This is a genomic window from Westiellopsis prolifica IICB1, assembly GCF_004323185.1.
Classification (GTDB): Bacteria; Cyanobacteriota; Cyanobacteriia; order Cyanobacteriales; family Nostocaceae; genus Pelatocladus; species Pelatocladus prolificus_A.
Window position 1 is genome coordinate 540,162 of the sequence record NZ_NAPS01000001.1, and the last position, 17,680, is coordinate 557,841.

At 40.7% G+C, this 17,680-nt stretch carries 16 protein-coding genes, 1 tRNA gene and 2 other annotated features; of the genes, 10 read left to right on the plus strand and 7 right to left on the minus strand.

Features of this window, described 5'->3' with window-relative positions; all coding sequences use genetic code 11:
- Together B4U84_RS02285 and B4U84_RS02290 are read right to left on the minus strand one after the other, a co-directional pair.
- Positions 1-879 (minus strand): HEAT repeat domain-containing protein (locus B4U84_RS02285; RefSeq protein ID WP_131118667.1); only part of this gene is annotated, 879 nt, incomplete at its 3' end.
- Between the two features lie 168 nt (positions 880-1,047).
- Positions 1,048-2,340: a chloride channel protein gene (locus tag B4U84_RS02290; RefSeq protein WP_131115324.1), complete on the minus strand. Its 1,293-nt coding sequence runs from the start codon at positions 2,338-2,340 to the stop codon at positions 1,048-1,050.
- A 288-nt stretch (positions 2,341-2,628) separates the two neighbouring features.
- Between B4U84_RS02290 and B4U84_RS02295 the strand changes: the two genes are divergently transcribed.
- Together B4U84_RS02295 and B4U84_RS02300 are read left to right on the plus strand one after the other, a co-directional pair.
- Complete coding sequence (locus B4U84_RS02295; RefSeq protein WP_017312212.1) at positions 2,629-2,871, plus strand: hypothetical protein; 243 nt, start codon at positions 2,629-2,631, stop codon at positions 2,869-2,871.
- Positions 2,872-2,920: 49 nt separating this feature from the next.
- The gene (locus tag B4U84_RS02300; RefSeq protein ID WP_131115326.1) at positions 2,921-3,850 is read left to right on the plus strand and encodes a histone deacetylase family protein; all 930 of its coding nucleotides are present in this window, start codon (positions 2,921-2,923) and stop codon (positions 3,848-3,850) included.
- Between the two features lie 47 nt (positions 3,851-3,897).
- Here B4U84_RS02300 and pyrE read toward each other — a convergent pair whose 3' ends face one another.
- Entirely contained in the window at positions 3,898-4,518 is a 621-nt protein-coding gene (pyrE, locus tag B4U84_RS02305) for an orotate phosphoribosyltransferase (RefSeq protein ID WP_131115328.1), read from the minus strand.
- 206 nt (positions 4,519-4,724) lie between these two features.
- On the opposite strand from pyrE, the gene B4U84_RS02310 reads away from it, so the two are divergent.
- A complete protein-coding gene (locus B4U84_RS02310) occupies positions 4,725-5,180 on the plus strand; it encodes a hypothetical protein (RefSeq protein ID WP_017312209.1) in 456 nt (151 codons plus the stop codon).
- Between the two features lie 309 nt (positions 5,181-5,489).
- On the opposite strand, the gene B4U84_RS02320 is transcribed toward B4U84_RS02310, so the two are convergent.
- The 3 genes from B4U84_RS02320 to B4U84_RS02330 form a co-directional block, all read right to left on the minus strand.
- Complete coding sequence (locus B4U84_RS02320; protein ID WP_131115330.1) at positions 5,490-6,227, minus strand: hypothetical protein; 738 nt, start codon at positions 6,225-6,227, stop codon at positions 5,490-5,492.
- Positions 6,228-6,429: 202 nt separating this feature from the next.
- Entirely contained in the window at positions 6,430-7,074 is a 645-nt protein-coding gene (locus B4U84_RS02325) for a hypothetical protein (protein WP_131115332.1), read from the minus strand.
- A 387-nt stretch (positions 7,075-7,461) separates the two neighbouring features.
- A tRNA-Ile gene (locus tag B4U84_RS02330) sits at positions 7,462-7,534 on the minus strand.
- Positions 7,535-7,707: 173 nt separating this feature from the next.
- On the opposite strand from B4U84_RS02330, the gene B4U84_RS02335 reads away from it, so the two are divergent.
- Together B4U84_RS02335 and B4U84_RS02350 are read left to right on the plus strand one after the other, a co-directional pair.
- On the plus strand, positions 7,708-8,403 hold the full coding sequence (locus B4U84_RS02335) for a hypothetical protein (RefSeq protein WP_017312208.1): 696 nt from the start codon (positions 7,708-7,710) through the stop codon (positions 8,401-8,403).
- Positions 8,404-8,668: 265 nt separating this feature from the next.
- Positions 8,669-10,027, plus strand: a complete 1,359-nt coding sequence (locus tag B4U84_RS02350) for a hemolysin family protein (protein ID WP_017312207.1) — start codon at positions 8,669-8,671, stop codon at positions 10,025-10,027.
- Between the two features lie 63 nt (positions 10,028-10,090).
- Here B4U84_RS02350 and queC read toward each other — a convergent pair whose 3' ends face one another.
- Positions 10,091-10,774 carry a 7-cyano-7-deazaguanine synthase QueC gene (gene queC, locus B4U84_RS02355; protein WP_017312206.1) on the minus strand — a complete coding sequence of 228 codons (684 nt, stop codon included), beginning with the start codon at positions 10,772-10,774 and terminating at the stop codon, positions 10,091-10,093.
- A 625-nt stretch (positions 10,775-11,399) separates the two neighbouring features.
- Here queC and B4U84_RS02360 point away from each other — a divergent pair.
- From B4U84_RS02360 to B4U84_RS02380, 5 genes are all read left to right on the plus strand, one after another.
- On the plus strand, positions 11,400-12,491 hold the full coding sequence (locus tag B4U84_RS02360) for a Gfo/Idh/MocA family protein (protein ID WP_017312205.1): 1,092 nt from the start codon (positions 11,400-11,402) through the stop codon (positions 12,489-12,491).
- Positions 12,492-12,794: 303 nt separating this feature from the next.
- A complete protein-coding gene (locus tag B4U84_RS02365; RefSeq protein WP_026082054.1) occupies positions 12,795-13,409 on the plus strand; it encodes a DedA family protein in 615 nt (204 codons plus the stop codon).
- A gap of 186 nt (positions 13,410-13,595) precedes the next feature.
- Positions 13,596-14,744 carry a filament morphology actin-like protein FcmB gene (gene fcmB, locus B4U84_RS02370; protein WP_017312203.1) on the plus strand — a complete coding sequence of 383 codons (1,149 nt, stop codon included), beginning with the start codon at positions 13,596-13,598 and terminating at the stop codon, positions 14,742-14,744.
- Positions 14,745-14,749: 5 nt separating this feature from the next.
- Entirely contained in the window at positions 14,750-15,259 is a 510-nt protein-coding gene (gene fcmC, locus B4U84_RS02375; RefSeq protein WP_207390891.1) for a filament morphology membrane protein FcmC, read from the plus strand.
- 204 nt (positions 15,260-15,463) lie between these two features.
- Complete coding sequence (locus B4U84_RS02380; RefSeq protein WP_026082052.1) at positions 15,464-15,895, plus strand: hypothetical protein; 432 nt, start codon at positions 15,464-15,466, stop codon at positions 15,893-15,895.
- A gap of 655 nt (positions 15,896-16,550) precedes the next feature.
- Positions 16,551-17,373: a sequence feature (16S ribosomal RNA rRNA prediction is too short), on the plus strand.
- A 72-nt stretch (positions 17,374-17,445) separates the two neighbouring features.
- Positions 17,446-17,680: a sequence feature (16S ribosomal RNA rRNA prediction is too short), on the plus strand.

Consider the following 17,680-nt stretch of genomic DNA (forward strand, 5'->3'; position numbering starts at 1 on the left):
AGTATCCTCAATTAGTAATTCTTCTTTAGCAACAATATCTTGGGTTTGAGAAATATTTTCTGTTTGTGTGACATCATCAACAGAAGTGTCCTCAATTAGTAATTCTTCCCTAGCAACAATATCTTGGGTTTGAGAAATATTTTCTGTTTGCGTGACATCATCAACAGAAGTATTATCTATTTGGGATACTTCATCTAAATTGATATCTGGAAATAGAACTATTTCATCCGAATTGATACCTAAAATTTTACAAACATCTTCCCAAGTACCTGTTATCTCATCAGGTACACTTTTTCCTAAAAAAGCACTTTTAATTACTGTTGCTGATTCTGTTGCTTTTAATTCCATTAACGAAGCAACAAGAAAACCATTAAGTTCTTGAGGATTTTGAGCAAATAATTTCAATTGTTGAGTCAGTACACCAACACATTTTTGATATGCATGGTGATGCTGCTTGCAGATTTCTTCTAAACTATGGATAGCAGTAACGCGCGGAAAAATTCCGTGGGATTCATCAGCTAAATAAGCTTGTAATGTGGGAATAGCAACTTCACCAAACATACCATACACTTTAGGCATTTCTTCATTGACCCAGTCGCTATCTTCTAGTTCATGAAACAGTTGTATCAATGGTTCTATTGCTAATTCTGCGCCTAATTGTCCTAACGCACGCCATGCGTGGATTGGTCCCCAAAACTCTAAACTTCCAGAATCTGCACTATTCAATCTTTGATCAACTGCCATCCTGATTAAGTCAGGGATATGTTCTGTATCTAAACCTAATTCTGCGGTATAGTTATACTCATTTGTAATTTTATGGCAATCACCCAAAGTTAGTAGTTTTTCTACAGGTGGCTGATAAATAGTGCGATTCTTCATCTGGAAAAGTTTTACTCAACAATCAAATAACAGACTATACCAGAAATTTACCTTGATACTAAATTAAATTTACAAAGTATTAGATTAGAGCTTAGTAAGTCGGTCGGTATAAATAAAGTTGGAGCGAATGGCCGTTCGCTCGTACTTGTTACGGGTGTCATTATAAGTTTACGAAGCATCCTGCTTGGACTTAATTTGAGATGTAATCAAAGGAACTTTCGGAGCAAAAAAGAAGCCGATTAAACTTGCAAATAGAATTGGTGTTAAAGGAGCAAAATTAGTCAGTTTTGACAGTAATAAAGTTGTGCTGATTGGTGTACGTGTGACTGCGGCGTTAATAGCAGCCATTACACAAATCATTGATAAAGAAGGATTAATTCCAGGAACAAAAACTGCTATTGCTTTACCAAGACAAGCACCAATAAAAAACAGAGGAATAATAAATCCACCAGGCCATCCACCTGTAACTGTCATGCCAATAGCAGCCATTTTACCCAAGGCTAAACCCAACAGCAAAACGCCAGAAAAGCTAGTAGTGGCGATGACTGCTAACTGATCATGTCCAAAATAACGAGTTAGCGGTAATGAGTATGCTAAAATTCCCAATCCCAGTCCCGTTAAGGTTGTGCGAAGATAAATCGGACCGGGAATACGGGCAAATAAGCGATCGCATCCGTGAAAAATTCCTATAAATATCCATCCTGCTAAAGCTCCGATCATTCCTAAGAGGATAGCAAACAAAACATCACTAATGCTTTCTAAACTGTATTGGGGTAAATACCAAATCGGTGCAATTCCTAAACGCGTAATTAGCGCAAACACTAGGTAACTAGCACAACTAGAAACAATAGCTGGCATTAGTGCTTGATAGTACTCCACTACATACTGATGATGCAGTATCTCTAAAGCAAACACCGCACCACCAAGAGGTGCGCCAAATAAAGCTGTAAAACCTGCTGCCATTCCCGCTAGACTCATATTGCGTACATCTTCACCTTGAAGTTGAAGGCGATCGCTAACCCAAGTCCCAAAGGAACCTGTCACCTGTACTAGTGGTGCTTCTGGACCAGCACTACCACCTGCTGAGATTCCAACTAAAGAAGCAAGAATCATCGCAGGATTTTTGGCAGCATCCAAACGTCCACTGCGAAAATGAATGTTGTCGATAATAACACCGATTTCTCCAGGCTTACCAAGACAATGAATTACTAAACCGACTATTAAACCTGCTAATGGCATTACTAGCAACACACCCCAACCAGGTAATTTTTGTAGTGCGTGAGTTAATAGTTCTAGGATATTCCAATACAAAGCAGCAAATAAGCCACCAGCAATCCCTACCAATACCCAACGCAAAACCCAACGGGAAATCATGAAAGGATTACGCCTTGTTAGTCCGAATAGTTGCGAAAATGTCCAACGTTGAGTTTGATCTAATCTTTGACGCTGCTTTGGTTGCACTGTATTAGTTACCGTAGTGAAAAACGAGATAGGAAATTCTGACGCTTTTTGTGAAAATTGTCATCTACTTAGTGAAGAAAATTTAACTATCTTTACTCTATTTTCTCTGTTGGTAAAATAGTGTCATAAATTACTTGTAACCCATAGAAGTACAGAGGAAACAGAGAGAAAAAAGCAGCTTTCACGATTTAACTCTATCGATAAAAGTAATTTAAGACTCAAGATAGTGTAGATATCATCTCAGTAGAGATTAAGATGCTTGGGATATAAAGTTTGGGCAAAATATTGATGGATGATAAAAAACTTAATTCTACGAGTAAAGCAGATATTCCTGGACAAGCGAAAACATCAAGTCCTGCTGGAGACGAAACACAACTAAGTCCAGAGGTGCGCGACAAAATCAAACATCCCCCCAAAATGGATGATGTTTTGCGGGAGTTACCTCCGGATGAACTCAAGAATAACCAAGCAGTAGTACCAGAAATGCTTGATGAACCAAGTGATGAAATAATTGGTTTCACAAAAGACTAGGAAGGATACAATTTTTATCAGTATCCATGATGCCTATTTTGCTTGGACTATGTTGCCAATTATCTATTCGGACGAATTTCTGGACCACAAAACCGGATATCTCCATCCTGAAAAACCAGAACGCTTAAGTGCTATTACTAGCGCTTTAAAAGCTGCAACCTTTGCTTCTCAAATTGAATGGCGATCGCCTACACCAGCAGTAGATCGTTCTTTAATCTCGCTCATCGAGGAGGCACACAGCCAAAGTTATATTAAAACAGTCCAAGAAATAGCCTCTAATGGCGGTGGTTACTTGGATACAGATACAGCAGTGTCTCCCCGTAGTTATGATGTGGCATTATTAGCAGTGAGTGCTTGGCTGGATGGAGTAGATATCGTCCGAGAAACTGGTGAACCCGTTTTTGTGTTGGCACGTCCACCAGGACACCATGCTGAAAGAGAATATGGTATGGGGTTTTGTTTATTTGCTAATGCTGCGATCGCTGCTTTCTATGCTTTGAAAAAACCAGATATTAACCGCGTCGCCATTTTAGATTGGGATGTGCATCATGGTAATGGCACCCAAGCAATTGTGGAAACTAACCCCCAAATCGCTTATTGTTCACTCCATCAATACCCTTGTTATCCAGGAACTGGTAAAGCCACAGAAAAAGGTTTTCATAGCAATGTTCTCAATTTACCGATACCACCTGGTAACGATATTGGAGTATATCAACCTGTTTTTGAAAAAAAAGTTATACCCTTTCTGTCAGACTTTAAACCAGATTTATTAATAGTTAGTGCTGGTTATGATGCTAATGCTGCCGATCCACTAGCAATGATTAATCTCCAACCCCAAGACTACGGTGTGTTTACCAATTATTGTTTGGGGATCACTCGCAGAATTTTATTTGGGTTAGAAGGTGGCTACGATTTGTCAGCACTCTCCCAATCTGTAGTAGCCACTATTAGTCAATGTTTAGAAACTTCCAAATTTTAAAGTTTAACCTTACCAATGACAAAGGACAAAGGACAAATGACAAATAACTAATTCCTCAATTTCCGATATCTTTCCTGAATATCTTCAATCGTAAACACTGCCTGAAAATTTAAACCAACTGACTGATAAAACTCTGCTCCACCCTGCTGGCGATCTATAAGTGAAATTACTTTATCAACAGTATAATCTGCTGCTCTAAGACGTTCAACTGCTTTCATCGCAGATTGTCCAGTGGTGACAACATCTTCTAAAACGACTACATTTGCACCTGTCGGCAAATTAGGCCCTTCTATGTACGCCTTTGTTCCGTGACCTTTAGCTTCTTTGCGAATAATTAGCGCTGGTATGGGACGATGCTCATAGGCAGAAACCACACTCACCGCACTCACAATCGGATCTGCACCTAATGTCAACCCAGCTACCGCTTGAGTATTTTGTGGTAGTTGGGATAACAGAATACGACCAATCGCTAAAGCACCTTGGGGATCGAGTGTAACTTGTTTACCGTTGATGTAATAAGAACTACGTTGTCCAGAAGATAGAACAAAATCGCCTTCTTGATATGCGAGCTGGCAAAATAAATCTAGTAATTTGTCACGTAGGCTTGGCAAATCACTATTAACTGCCCAGATGTCAGACGGGATAGGGGTTTGAGCTTGATAAGTCATTACAAAAGAATAAAATTTGTGCTAAACCAATGGTTGAGCTTCTCAGTAAATCAAGGTAAAAAATACAACCATTAAATTTGTGAGTGATTGGTTGTTGTTTGTTGACCATTAACAACTGTACAGGCTAATGGTCACTAACAGTCGCTACTAGAAGTTCTCAACTAAGGATAAATGAAGATTTGCACAAAGATAGAGGAAAAATCTAAATGGCTTTAAAATTCAGAGTTCTGGGTGGATTGTTGGTAGTTTTGACTACTGCGATCGCAATTCCAACTTTAGCTCAAGATCAAGCACAAACCTTGAGTAATGACTATGTAACACCAAATGAAGCTTTTGAACAAGCTTACTTTAAAAATTCTCCTGATTTCTTTGGTAGTATCACTAGTCAAAGCGACGTAAACGATATTTTTGGTCTTGGTTCATTTTCCCGAAAAACTTTTTCCCGTAATACTTTTCCGGAAAATCAAATAGCTAGAGATAGTGAGTTAGTTCATATTCTTTATCAAGACATTCTCCACCAACAGGTTAGTAATGATCCTTATCTTCGTAGTCCCGATTTACCCAATCCTTACAACACTTCGCTGTTAATGTCTCCAGGTTTGAATGCTAACAAGCTTAAGGTTGGCACAGAGTTTCGATTTGAACAAATGCCCCGTCGTTAAGATTTTGGACTTTGGACAAAAAGTCTAGTTCGCGTATAACATACGCGAACTAGATTAACTATCCATCCTACTTATATTTTTCGGCTTCTTCGATTAAATCTGCTGAACCTTGAAGTAAAGTATCTATCGCTCGTTGCAGTCCTTCAATCTTAGCTCTGGTAACTACTTGTTCAACTGCCATTAAGTAGGCTTTACTACCAGCTTTTCCAAGATGCTTGTATTTAGTGTACTTCCCCTTAGTTTTAGTAGGGAAAATCGCTTCAGAAGCTTGTAATTTATAGTACCAGTAGGCACTGTTTTTCCCTTTGGCTAACTTAGTGGCATTGGTTTACCAATAAGTGTACTGACATTAAATGCAGTTACTCCTTCAATTTTGCCTGATATTTCACCAGAGGTGGTCGGAAGAATTTCTGACGCAGACCTAAACCAGAAGTAGTGTCCTTGAACAGGATGGGGGAAATTGGCACCAAACTTTCCCTCGACACTAATGGGTACTTTAAAGTGCAACGTCTCTTTTTTTATAGTTGCTATCATGTTTACTTGCATCAGTGATTTTGGTGGAACTTTTACAGTAACACTGGCTGATGAAGATTTTGAAACAGATGATGAACCGGATTTTCCCGTCGTAGCAGATATGGAAAATGATATTCCTATTTTGAATACTCCTTGAATGTTAAATTCTTGAGAGAAAGACATACCAGTTGTGATTGATGATGACCACGCTGTTTCCTCAGTCCATGTTCCGTTCACAGTCAAGTTTATCTGTGACCATGAGTTACTGTTGTTTCTGGCAGTATTGCTCCCAATAATTACCTGTTTTTCAGGATCAGAAGTCCTTTGGGTGAATTTATGTTGTCCAAGCCTTTTATAGCAATAGTGAGAATATTGTTGCGTAATTGGGGGTTTAACTGCGTTATAGTAAATTTGATCATTGAGTGCAATACCATCTGGTCTCGTACCATAAATTTCTTTAAATTTCGACCTTACACTATCTGGGCTTGAGTTAAGTCCAGATAGGTCAGAAAATGTGAGATATTCTTGAACCATGATTGTTTCCTGCCAATATTTATGTTCTTTGAAAGGGTGGAACTATTAAAAACGCTAAAAGCCTTATTTAACAACCTTTTCCAGACCATTTTGCTCAAAATTACACATATCTTGGCTCAACCCCCATTGGACATCTTATATTAGCTATTAAAAACTTTTTTGATAATGATAATCAAATAGAGGGGGGAAGGAGGATGGTTTCTTAAGCTTTTGTTTGCGAATCATCTCTTAGGGAATGGTGAAATTCTGCAAGCTTTTGACTACGAGAAACCTCCAATTTAGTTATTAAGTCGTTAGTTAATGTTTTGAGTTCCCTTAAGTTGTTGTTGTCAAAACTTATGTCTTTAGGAATGTTAAATCTTTGCTCAAAGAAGTCCTCCGCAGACTGTAATTTTTCGATTACTTCTTCGCCTCTTTTTAAGGAAATTTTTAAAGCCGCTGCCAATTGAGTATACTTGCTGATCACCTTAGTTAATCGCTCAATTGCTATACTTAAAAGATCTACATTCTTTTGCTGTTCATTCTTTTTTGACCAATTTTTTTCAAGTTTTTGCCACAAATGATCAAGCGAATCTGAGCGAGACGAAACTTGTTTTAAAGAAGTCTGCAACGCTTTACGCTCACGAGTAAGCTTGTTCTTTTCGCTATTTGCTAAACCTGAACCAATTATCTCCATTGCTGATAAGACATTTTGGCATTTTATTTCTGCATCGTTTAGCACGCTTTCTAAACTTTCAACTTCTTTCAATAGCATCTCTTCCTGTTTTGGCGTAAGCGCTTTCTTCACGGTCATAACTGCACCGAGACCGACAACGATTAGAGTACCCAGAAGTTTTGCACGTGACATAAATAAAACCTTTGTTCTATGAATTTACGTTGGGTAGCCAAGAGGGGGTAAATATAGCGTACTGTACATTCGCTCGTTTTAAAAGGGAGAGAGGAATTAATGCCTGACAGGGTAAGGTTTCAATGCGATTGTGGATCGACTAAAACAGAATCCGTGTAATACTTGGGGAAAGAAGCCGAGGGTTACCGTGTATTATATGGAATAAGGGAAATCAGGTATTTGTGTGTAATACATGGTAGGTATTGGTCGTAAACGTGGTTTTAGTGTAATACACAAGTTACATTCTACCCTTCACCAATTTAGGGTTAAACTTACGGTGTAATACACGGAAGCACACCAATGTTGAAGCGGGACATTCAAGGGATTGGACTTTGGACAAAACTGAAGTCCAGGGTGCAGGAGTTGAACCTGCCTAAGGCGAATTATGAGTTCGCTGCCTCAACCGCTCGGCCAACCCTGGTCGTGTCTGATAGATTATAGCATAGTTTTATTAATTGCGTGCGATCGCAACTTACTTTTTAGGTTTTAACCCCAGATAATTTGATCTTGCTATAGTGCAGACTAATATTAATTAAGTCCCTGAAAAACATAGTTTAAAACAATCCAATATTTTTCTGCCATAGCTTGCTAGCAATGAAACTAAATTCAACTGTAGTTCTAACTTTAACTTTATTAGCTCTGATGTTGGGAGCTGGCTCTGTAAGTGCTTTTTTAGGATTTGATATTGGTAGTAAAGCACTCAAAGGTATAACCGCACCAGATTCTCGCCCCACTACGAAGTTTGCCAGTGCTAAAACCGGTAACTCCCAGCATGGGGGACTGGTGCTTTTAAAAGAAGAAGAAATTCTTAAAACTGTAAAAGCAAGAATAGAGGGTAAAGCCAAGACCCCTAAATCAGAACAAGAAGAAGAAGAGGAGACTGTTACTAACAAACAGAATCCACAGGACAAACCCCAGCCAGAAGTTGAAGAAAAACCCCAGCCAGGATTTCCAGTTTCTGCTGAAAGTGAAGGCGTCAATCTTTCGGTACAATCAGCTCGTTATTCTGGCGGTGCATTACAACTGCGCGTTAAAATGCAGAACAAAAGTAAAGATTCTGTACGCTTCCTCTACAGTTTTTTAGATGTCTCAGATGATAAAGGACGAACCCTGAGTGCTAGTACAGATGGTTTACCCTCAGAATTACCGAACAACAGCCCGACATATACTGGTACTGTTAGCATTCCCACAGCTTTACTTGATGATGTCAAAAGCATTTCACTTTCTCTAACAGATTATCCAGCTCAACAATTGAAGTTGGAAGTGTCAGATATTCCTGTAGGAAGGTAGTAGGAGATCGGGAATCGGGGATCAGGGATTGGGGATTGGGGATCAGGGATCGGGGACAAGGGAGACAAGGGAGACAAGGGAGAATTATTTAACAAATCTCTTGCCAATCCCCGTTACCCCTTCGCCCCTAATCCCCACTCTCTTGGGGGATCGCTTAAGGTGAGTTCCCCAGAGGGGACCCCACCTTAAGCGATCCCCGATCCCCAATCCCTGATCCCCAATCCCCAACCCCAAACTTGGGTGTGCATTTTACACGGGCTTTGCAGTGATAGGTTTTCCTAGCTTGAATTGGACTGATGTATGGCTGCGAGTGTTGTCAGTGCTGCTGCTGATTGCCATCAACGCTTTTTTTGTAACAGCAGAATTCTCAATGGTAACAGTACGGCGATCGCGTATTCATCAGTTAGTACAAGCTGGTGATATACAAGCATTATCCGTGGAAGTTCTACAGCGCAGTATAGATCTATTGCTGTCTACAACTCAGCTAGGGATCACTCTCTCAAGTTTGGCGCTGGGGTGGATTGGAGAAAGCACGATTGTTGTTATAGTCAAATCATGGCTACAATCATGGCCTCTTCCTGGAGGAATGAATATTGCGATCGCTCATTCATTATCAATCCCGATCGCCTTTTTTTTTATTGCCTATTTGCAAATAGTTTTGGGCGAACTGTGTCCCAAATCAGTAGCTATGCTGTACTCAGAAGAGCTAGCACGATTTTTAGGGCCTTCTGTGAAAGCTATCGTGCGGTTTTTTAATCCGTTTATTTGGATTCTCAACCAATCAACTCGCTGTTTGTTGCGATTATTTGGCATCCAATATACTGGTCAAAGTTGGAGACCCCCTGTTACTCCTGAAGAATTACAGTTAATTATCTCTACAGAACGTGAATCTTCTGGATTAGAAGCGGGAGAACGAGAACTCCTCAAAAATGTTTTTGAGTTTGGAGAAGTAACAGCACAAGCAGTTATGGTTCCTCGTAACAATATAGTAGCTTTACCTCAGAATGCGACTTTGCAGACTTTTCTTGAACAAATGGCAGCTACAGGTTACTCTTATTTCCCAATCATTGGAGAATCTCTAGAAGATATTATTGGTGTTGTTTATTTCCAAGACTTAGCAAAACCCTTAGTTGTAAGCAAATTAGTTTTAGAAACACAAATTCAATCTTTGATACGTCCGGTGAGATTTGTACCAGAAAACACTCCATTAGGTGAATTATTACCGATGATGCAGCAAGAAAAGCTGGGAATGGTAATAGTAGTGGATGAATTTGGCGGAACCGTTGGACTTGTCACTATTGAAGATGTAATTGCCCAAATTATTGGTGATATCGGTATTGTAGAAAATCACGATGAATTGCTAATTGAATTTGTTGATGACCAGACATTCTTAGTACAAGCGCAAATTAATTTAGAAGAGTTGAACGACGTGTTACATCTCAATTTACCTTTGCGAAGAGAATACCAAACACTTGCAGGCCTTATGCTATACCAATTGCAAAAAATTCCTGCGTTGGGTGAAACTCTCCGTTACCAAAATTTGGAATTAACTGTCATATCAGTTGATGGACCACGCTTGCATCAAATTCAAGTAAGACGCTTTGAAGAGGGCGCACAAACATGAGAATAATTGAAGGGAAACAAGGGGGAAATTTTTGATCAATTCTCCCTGTCTTCCAAAACTGTATCAACAAAGCGAAGCATAATTCAACGGATCTGTTAGTCCTAATTTAGCAAAAGCAGCAAGACGCAAACGGCAAGAATCGCAGACACCACATGCTACTTCACCACCAGCGTAGCAAGACCAAGTAAGTTCCCAAGGAACTCCCAATTTATTCCCTAATTCGATAATATCAGTTTTTTTTAGCTCAAGCAGAGGTGCAACAATGGTGATCGGCTTACCTTCGCGTCCTTGTTTTGTCCCTAAACGAAAGACTTCCTGCATTGCTTGGATATAATCAGGACGACAATCAGGATATCCAGAGTAATCTAAGGCATTGACGCCAATGTAGACACGTTCGGCGGCGATAGTTTCAGCGTAGGCAAGAGCAAAGCTCAAAAAAATTGTATTCCGTGCAGGTACGTAGGTAACAGGAATATTTTGCGACATTTCTTCCAAAGAACGCTTTTTGGGTAAATCAATAGTGTCGTCTGTAAGTGCCGAACCACCCCATTGCCGTAAGTCAAAAGTTACAATTTGATTTTGGACGACACCTGCTTTTTGTGCGATCGCTAATGCTGAGTCCAATTCTCTTCGATGCCGTTGTTGGTAGTCAAAGGAAATAGTGTAACACTCATAACCATCAGCCAGTGCTTGATAGAGAACAGTTGAAGAGTCTAATCCACCAGACAATAAAATTACAGCTTTCATATTCACGCTTGAGTGTTGGGGCATAAAGGCTAGGAGTGTAAGATAATCAGGATATTGAGGTGTAGGGGTATAGATAAATTGGTTTATCTTACACCCTTGAACCCTTACACCCTAAAAGCAGCATTTTCTGGCCAAAGCTCAAAAAACCTAAACTTATGACACGCTCTTACCTTCTTAAATCCATCTCTAGTTAACAGACAAGAATAATTGCTGATTTTAACGCAGATAAATGCTATTACAATAAAGCCTTTCTAAATCAAAATCTCTCTATAGTTAGTAACTTACCTGACAAAAAATTATTTATTTTTAGTTGGAATAATTAGATAATTATACCGCAAATTGATTTTTGAGTCTCAATAACAAACATATGCTATTACCATACTTGTTTTTTAAGGTCAAAAAGAGTACTAGTTTATTTATTTGTAAAGTTTAGAAATAAATATCAAACTCTACTGAGTATAAAAAACATACCCAGATGGTGGGAACTCATAACAAACTTTGAAATTCTTCATAAATAGAACCTCTATGTTACCATCTGGATGGTTTTAGACGACTAATCAGTGGCAGTTTAAGTATCAAAGCCGACGATTATCATAGCGTCTCTAAATTGGTGGTTGAGGAGAGAATGAGAGTGCAAGATAGCAGTATGTCAGCAGGAGAACAAAACGGACACGGACACCGTACCCAACCTCACCCGATTCGCATAGGCGTAATTGGAGTGGGTAATATGGGACAACATCATGCCCGTGTCCTAAGTTCCATGAAAGACGTTGAACTGGTTGGAGTTGCAGATATAAATGTCGAGCGAGGATTAGAAACCGCCAGTAGATACAAGGTGCGTTTTTTTGAAGATTACTGTGATCTGCTCCCCCATGTGGAAGCGGTTTGCATTGCTGTTCCCACGCGCCTACATTACGCTGTAGGAATTTCTTGTCTTTTGGCAGGAATCCACGTCCTGGTAGAAAAACCGATTGCAGCCAGTATTTCTGAAGCAGAATCGCTAGTTAATGCCGCAGCTGAATCTGGTTGTATTCTCCAAGTAGGCCACATTGAGCGCTTCAGTCCAGCCTTTCAAGAATTAAGCAAAGTATTAAAAACTGAAGAAGTGCTGGCGTTAGAAGCTCATCGTATGAGTCCATACTCAAATCGTGCCAATGACGTCTCAGTTGTTTTGGACTTAATGATCCATGATATTGACTTACTATTAGAATTAGCCGCCTCACCAGTGGTGAAGTTAACGGCTAGTGGGAATCATACCTTAGACTCTGGTTATTTGGATTATGTGACTGCGACCTTGGGATTTGCCAATGGCATTGTTGCCACCTTAACTGCTAGCAAAGTCACTCACCGCAAAATCCGCAGTATTGTCGCTCATTGTAAAAATTCATACACAGAGGCAGATTTTCTCAAGAATGAAATTTTGATTCATCGTCATACTACACCTAACTCTGTAACAGACTATCGGACAGTCCTTTACAAGCAAGATGGTGTAATTGAAAAAGTTTATACTAGCAACACTGATAAATTGGGAGCAGAATTGGAACATTTTGTCAACTGTGTGCGCGGTGGAAATCAACCTTCCGTTGGTGGTGAACAAGCACTCAAAGCTTTAAGATTAGCAAGTCTAATTGAGCAGATGGCTATGGAAGAAAGGGTTTGGAACCCATTGGATTGGGAATCTGAATCAAGAGTGCAATCTTTAACACCCACCGTTTAACAAGAGTAGGAGAGTAAAACAGTAAGCTGTTATGCATTTAAATTGTATATTTTGCGAGCAGGTTGTCAAAAGTCAACAGTCCAGAGTCAAAGACTAGCTTGGACTTTGGACTGTTGACCCTGGACAGTCCTAACGCAAGAATATTTAATCTAAGCGCACATCAGCTTAACAGAGGGAGAGAAGTAAGAAATTACTCTTTCCCTCTCTTTTAATGTGAGTTGTTGGTGGTTGGTTGTTCCAAACAACAAACAACACACAAAATTTAGCAAAGAGAATTCAATAGCAATTTTAGGAATTAGCTCAATGACTGATTGGATCAAAACTACTATCGAATCTATGGGTTATGTGGGAATTGCCCTATTAATGTTTCTTGAAAATCTTTTTCCCCCGATCCCCTCGGAATTGATTATGCCTCTAGCAGGATATACAGCAAACCTACCAAATGCCAAGCTCAACATTATTGGTGTATTTTTTGCCGGACTAGTAGGTTCTGTGTTAGGCGCGCTCATTTGGTACTATCCTGGTAAGTTTCTTGGTGAAAACCGCTTAAAAGTCTGGGCTGATAGATATGGTAAATGGCTAACCATAAGTAGTAAAGAAATCAGTAAATCCAAGCATTGGTTTGATCAGCAGGGTAACAAAGCAGTTCTGATGGGTCGTCTAGTACCAGGGATTCGTACCTTGATTTCTGTACCCGCAGGACTCAGCAATATGCCTTTACCATCTTTTATACTTTATACAACTGTGGGTAGCGCTGCTTGGGTAGGTTTGCTAACATACTCAGGATACATATTGGGTAGTAAATATGAACTTGTAGACAAGTACCTTGCTCCTGTATCAAAAATTGTGCTTGCGGTTATACTTTTAGCATTTCTTGTTTTGGTATTGAAGCGGAAGCACAAACATAGGAGAAGATAAAAACCTTAATTTGCTATTTGATTTTGCTTCCGCATAGCCTTAGCAAACTAACTCACATTCATTAATTCAGTATTTTTTGGCAGGTTTCCAGCTAAATGTTGAAGCTATCAAAAATTTCTGATACACGCATTTTTGTAAGATGAGCATGGTAACTTTTTTAAGCATAAGTAAGTACTAGGAGCTTTCATGACAGACCAACCTTCCGCAGCCACCCCGATGAATGCTGCTGCTATACCAATGAATAGAGTATCGGCATCTACTCCGATCAATGCTACTCCTACCCCAAATGTTGGCGGCGCCACAAGTAAAAAGATTCTCAGTGTTGACTTAGGTAGAACTTCTACAAAAGCTTGTGTCAGCCGCGAACCAGGAAATGTCATATTTGTCTCTGCTAACGTTAAAGAAATGTCAATGGAACAAGTGCGGGGAGGCGTCTTTGAAGCTCGCGCAACAGATCCCTTAATGGATTTGTGGTTGGAGTATCAAGGTAGTGGATATGCTGTAGGTCAACTAGCTGCCGACTTCGGTGCTAATTTAGGTGTGGGCCAATCCAAGGTAGAAGATGCACTTGTCAAAACCTTGGCTTGTGCTGGTTATTTCAAGCTGAAAGATGATATTTCTGTTGTGTTGGGTTTGCCTTATCTTTCTCAAGAACAGTTTGAAAAGGAAAAAGCTCAATTGATCAGTCAATTGAGCGGTCCTCACACAATGAAGTTTCGTGGCGAAGATGTGTCGCTAAATATCGGTAAGGTTTGGGTAATGCCAGAAGGTTATGGCAGTTTACTATGGTGTGAAGCCCAACCGAAAAAAACCGCCGCCATGCCAGATTTTACTAAGGTGTCAGTGGCGATCGTAGATATTGGACATCAAACCATCGATTGCTTGATGGTAGACAACTTCCGCTTTGCTAGAGGTGCTTCTAAGAGTGAAGACTTTGGTATGAGCAAGTTTTATGAACTAGTAGCCGCAGAAATTGATGGAGCCGATAGCCAATCTCTAGCTTTAATTGCTGCTGTCAACCGTCCCAAAGGCGATCGCTACTATCGTCCTAGAGGTGCAGGTAAACCCGCCAACTTAGATGACTTTCTCCCCAATTTAATAGAAATGTTTTCGCGTGAAATTTGCAGTCGTGTGTTAGCATGGCTACCAGAGCGCGTCACTGATGTGATTCTCACTGGTGGCGGTGGGGAGTTCTTCTGGGAGGACGTTCAACGTCTATTAAAAGAAGCAAAAATTAATGCCCACTTAGCATCACCATCTCGACAAGCTAATGCTCTAGGTCAGTTTATTTATTCAGAGGCACAACTATCCGCCAATCGCTCTTCTAGGGCTTAAAAATAATGTTCCAATGGTCAAAAAAGGTGGTTAAATCGGTTACGTTCAACCCAGGGGTGGCTGACGAAAGCTTGTTAGCGCTTATTGAAAGCCAATTGGAGAAAGATCCTAACAAGACTTTCAGTGACCTCTGTAAAGAGGCCCTGTGGCAAGCTTTATGCGTGCCAGAATCAGTAAGACCAAGCCCACCGCCTACTCCGCACACACTATCCACAAAAGGAGTAGAACCGCAAATAGCTGAACTACAAAGGCAATTGGCTGACCTTGAGGAACGTTTTTTTGCCAAAGAATCTCATCGATTAGAGATGATGGAACGCCACCTGACACAACTCAGTCAACAGGTAGCACAACTGGCAATTATGGTGAATCAAACACAAGCCATACAGTCGCCATTACCATCAACATCAGTACCAGAAGTAGTAAATCATGCTATTGCCACTTCTTATAATGTTCCGCCTCCTCAAGATGTTGATCCTGTAATTAGCCGTCTGAGTCAGTATTTGGATGATTTTTAGGAACCCCAGGGTGTGATATCATTATACCTCTTTTGACCTCCTTAGTAGAATCTCTATTAAGGAGGTTTAATATTTTAGGTAGTTTTATTGATTTGTTGCTCCATTCACAATCACTACCAACTACTAACAATTGATACTGATCAAATTTGATAAGCTGGGTTTTATATTAGCTATGAAAGTTCGATATTAATTAAGGTGTATGTTATGCTTTTGCGATCGCTCACCGTTATTTTCTTTTCCTGCCTGCTTGGAGTATTCTCGTGGGTGTTTACTGCTCCTGCGATCGCGCTTACCCAAATTAGGCTGTTTGATATTACTTACGAAGACTGTCCACTAGAAATAGCTAAAGGAGCAGTTACAAGTGGTACTACTATGGCGGCTAACTGTTTTCTGGTTACAGGTAAAGCTGAAAATTCAACCTATAAAACAGTTTATGATGCAGATATTTTTGGACGCATCTATGACGCCAATAATAACCCAGTAATGCAAAATCGTACCCGTCTTGGTTCAATCCCTGAAGTCCCACCAGGGATCAGTGATTTTGAATTAAGAATTTCTGTAGCAGCAAATCAACCCACTCCTCTCAAGCTGAAACAATTTAAAGGCGCAGGGTTTGGCGCCCAAGTCCGTAAATAATAACTAGACTTAATCTGAAAATTAGGGTTTGAATTTTGTTGTATGAGGCTTTGGGCTTATTTGCAGATATGTATACTGCTGAATTGACTCATCCCACAGCTTTTAATGAAAAGCTAATACAGATATGTACGTCTAACACTTCACTTAGATTACATATCTGAGTGCTTGTCACCTTATTATAGATTGATTATTTTACTCCTAACATATGACTTTAGGAGCGATCAACCCCAAGCATTATGGTAGTTGTTACATTTGCAATCATGGTGATACAGCTGATTTAGGCATAGATTTTCTCCCAACAGTAAGGAGAGAATGGCATTTTGCCAAAAAAAGAAAATAAAGTAAAAGCAAAAAAGAAAAAAGCTGCTATAGTAGTCAAGTACGAAAACCAAAAGGCAATAGGCAAGCAAAGAAGTCAAAAAACAGAAAAAAGATTTCTGAATTAGTTGACAAAGACAAAAAAGCTTGCTAACCTAGATAAAGTGTCGAGCAAAAGCAAGACCCTACGAACCTTGAAAACTCAATAGTTTGAAAGCAAAAAACTAAATCCTCGTCAAAAAAATGACTATTGGGTTAACAAACCCAGAAGTATAAGAAAAACAAAACAAGAATTACGGAAATTAATTTTTGGGCCAAAAAGCAACTCTAAAACGGAGAGTTTGATCCTGGCTCAGGATGAACGCTGGCGGTATGCTTAACACATGCAAGTCGAACGAGTCCTTTCGGGGGCAAGTGGCGGACGGGTGAGTAACGCGTGAGAATCTGGCTCTAGGTTCGGGACAACCACTGGAAACGGTGGCTAATACCGGATGTGCCGAGAGGTGAAAGGTTAACTGCCTGGAGATGAGCTCGCGTCTGATTAGCTAGTTGGTGGTGTAAGGGACTACCAAGGCGACGATCAGTAGCTGGTCTGAGAGGATGATCAGCCACACTGGAACTGAGACACGGTCCAGACTCCTACGGGAGGCAGCAGTGGGGAATTTTCCGCAATGGGCGAAAGCCTGACGGAGCAATACCGCGTGAGGGAGGAAGGCTCTTGGGTTGTAAACCTCTTTTCTCAGGGAATAAGCAAGTGAAGGTACCTGAGGAATCAGCATCGGCTAACTCCGTGCCAGCAGCCGCGGTAATACGGAGGATGCAAGCGTTATCCGGAATGATTGGGCGTAAAGCGTCCGTAGGTAGCAGTGTGTGTCTATTGTTAAAGAGTTTGGCTTAACCAAATAAAGGCGGTAGAAACTACACAGCTAGAGTGCGTTCGGGGCAGAGGGAATTCCTGGTGTAGCGGTGAAATGCGTAGAGATCAGGAAGAACACCGGTGGCGAAAGCGCTCTGCTAGGCCGCAACTGACACTGAGGGACGAAAGCTAGGGGAGCGAATGGGATTAGATACCCCAGTAGTCCTAGCCGTAAACGATGGATACTAGGCGTTGAGAGTATCGACCCTCTCAGTGCCGTAGCTAACGCGTTAAGTATCCCGCCTGGGGAGTACGCACGCAAGTGTGAAACTCAAAGGAATTGACGGGGGCCCGCACAAGCGGTGGAGTATGTGGTTTAATTCGATGCAACGCGAAGAACCTTACCAGGGCTTGACATGTCTGGAATCTTGGGGAAACTCAAGAGTGCCTTCGGGAGCCAGAACACAGGTGGTGCATGGCTGTCGTCAGCTCGTGTCGTGAGATGTTGGGTTAAGTCCCGCAACGAGCGCAACCCTCGTACTTAGTTGCCAGCACTTCGGGTGGGCACTCTAAGGAGACTGCCGGTGACAATCCGGAGGAAGGTGGGGATG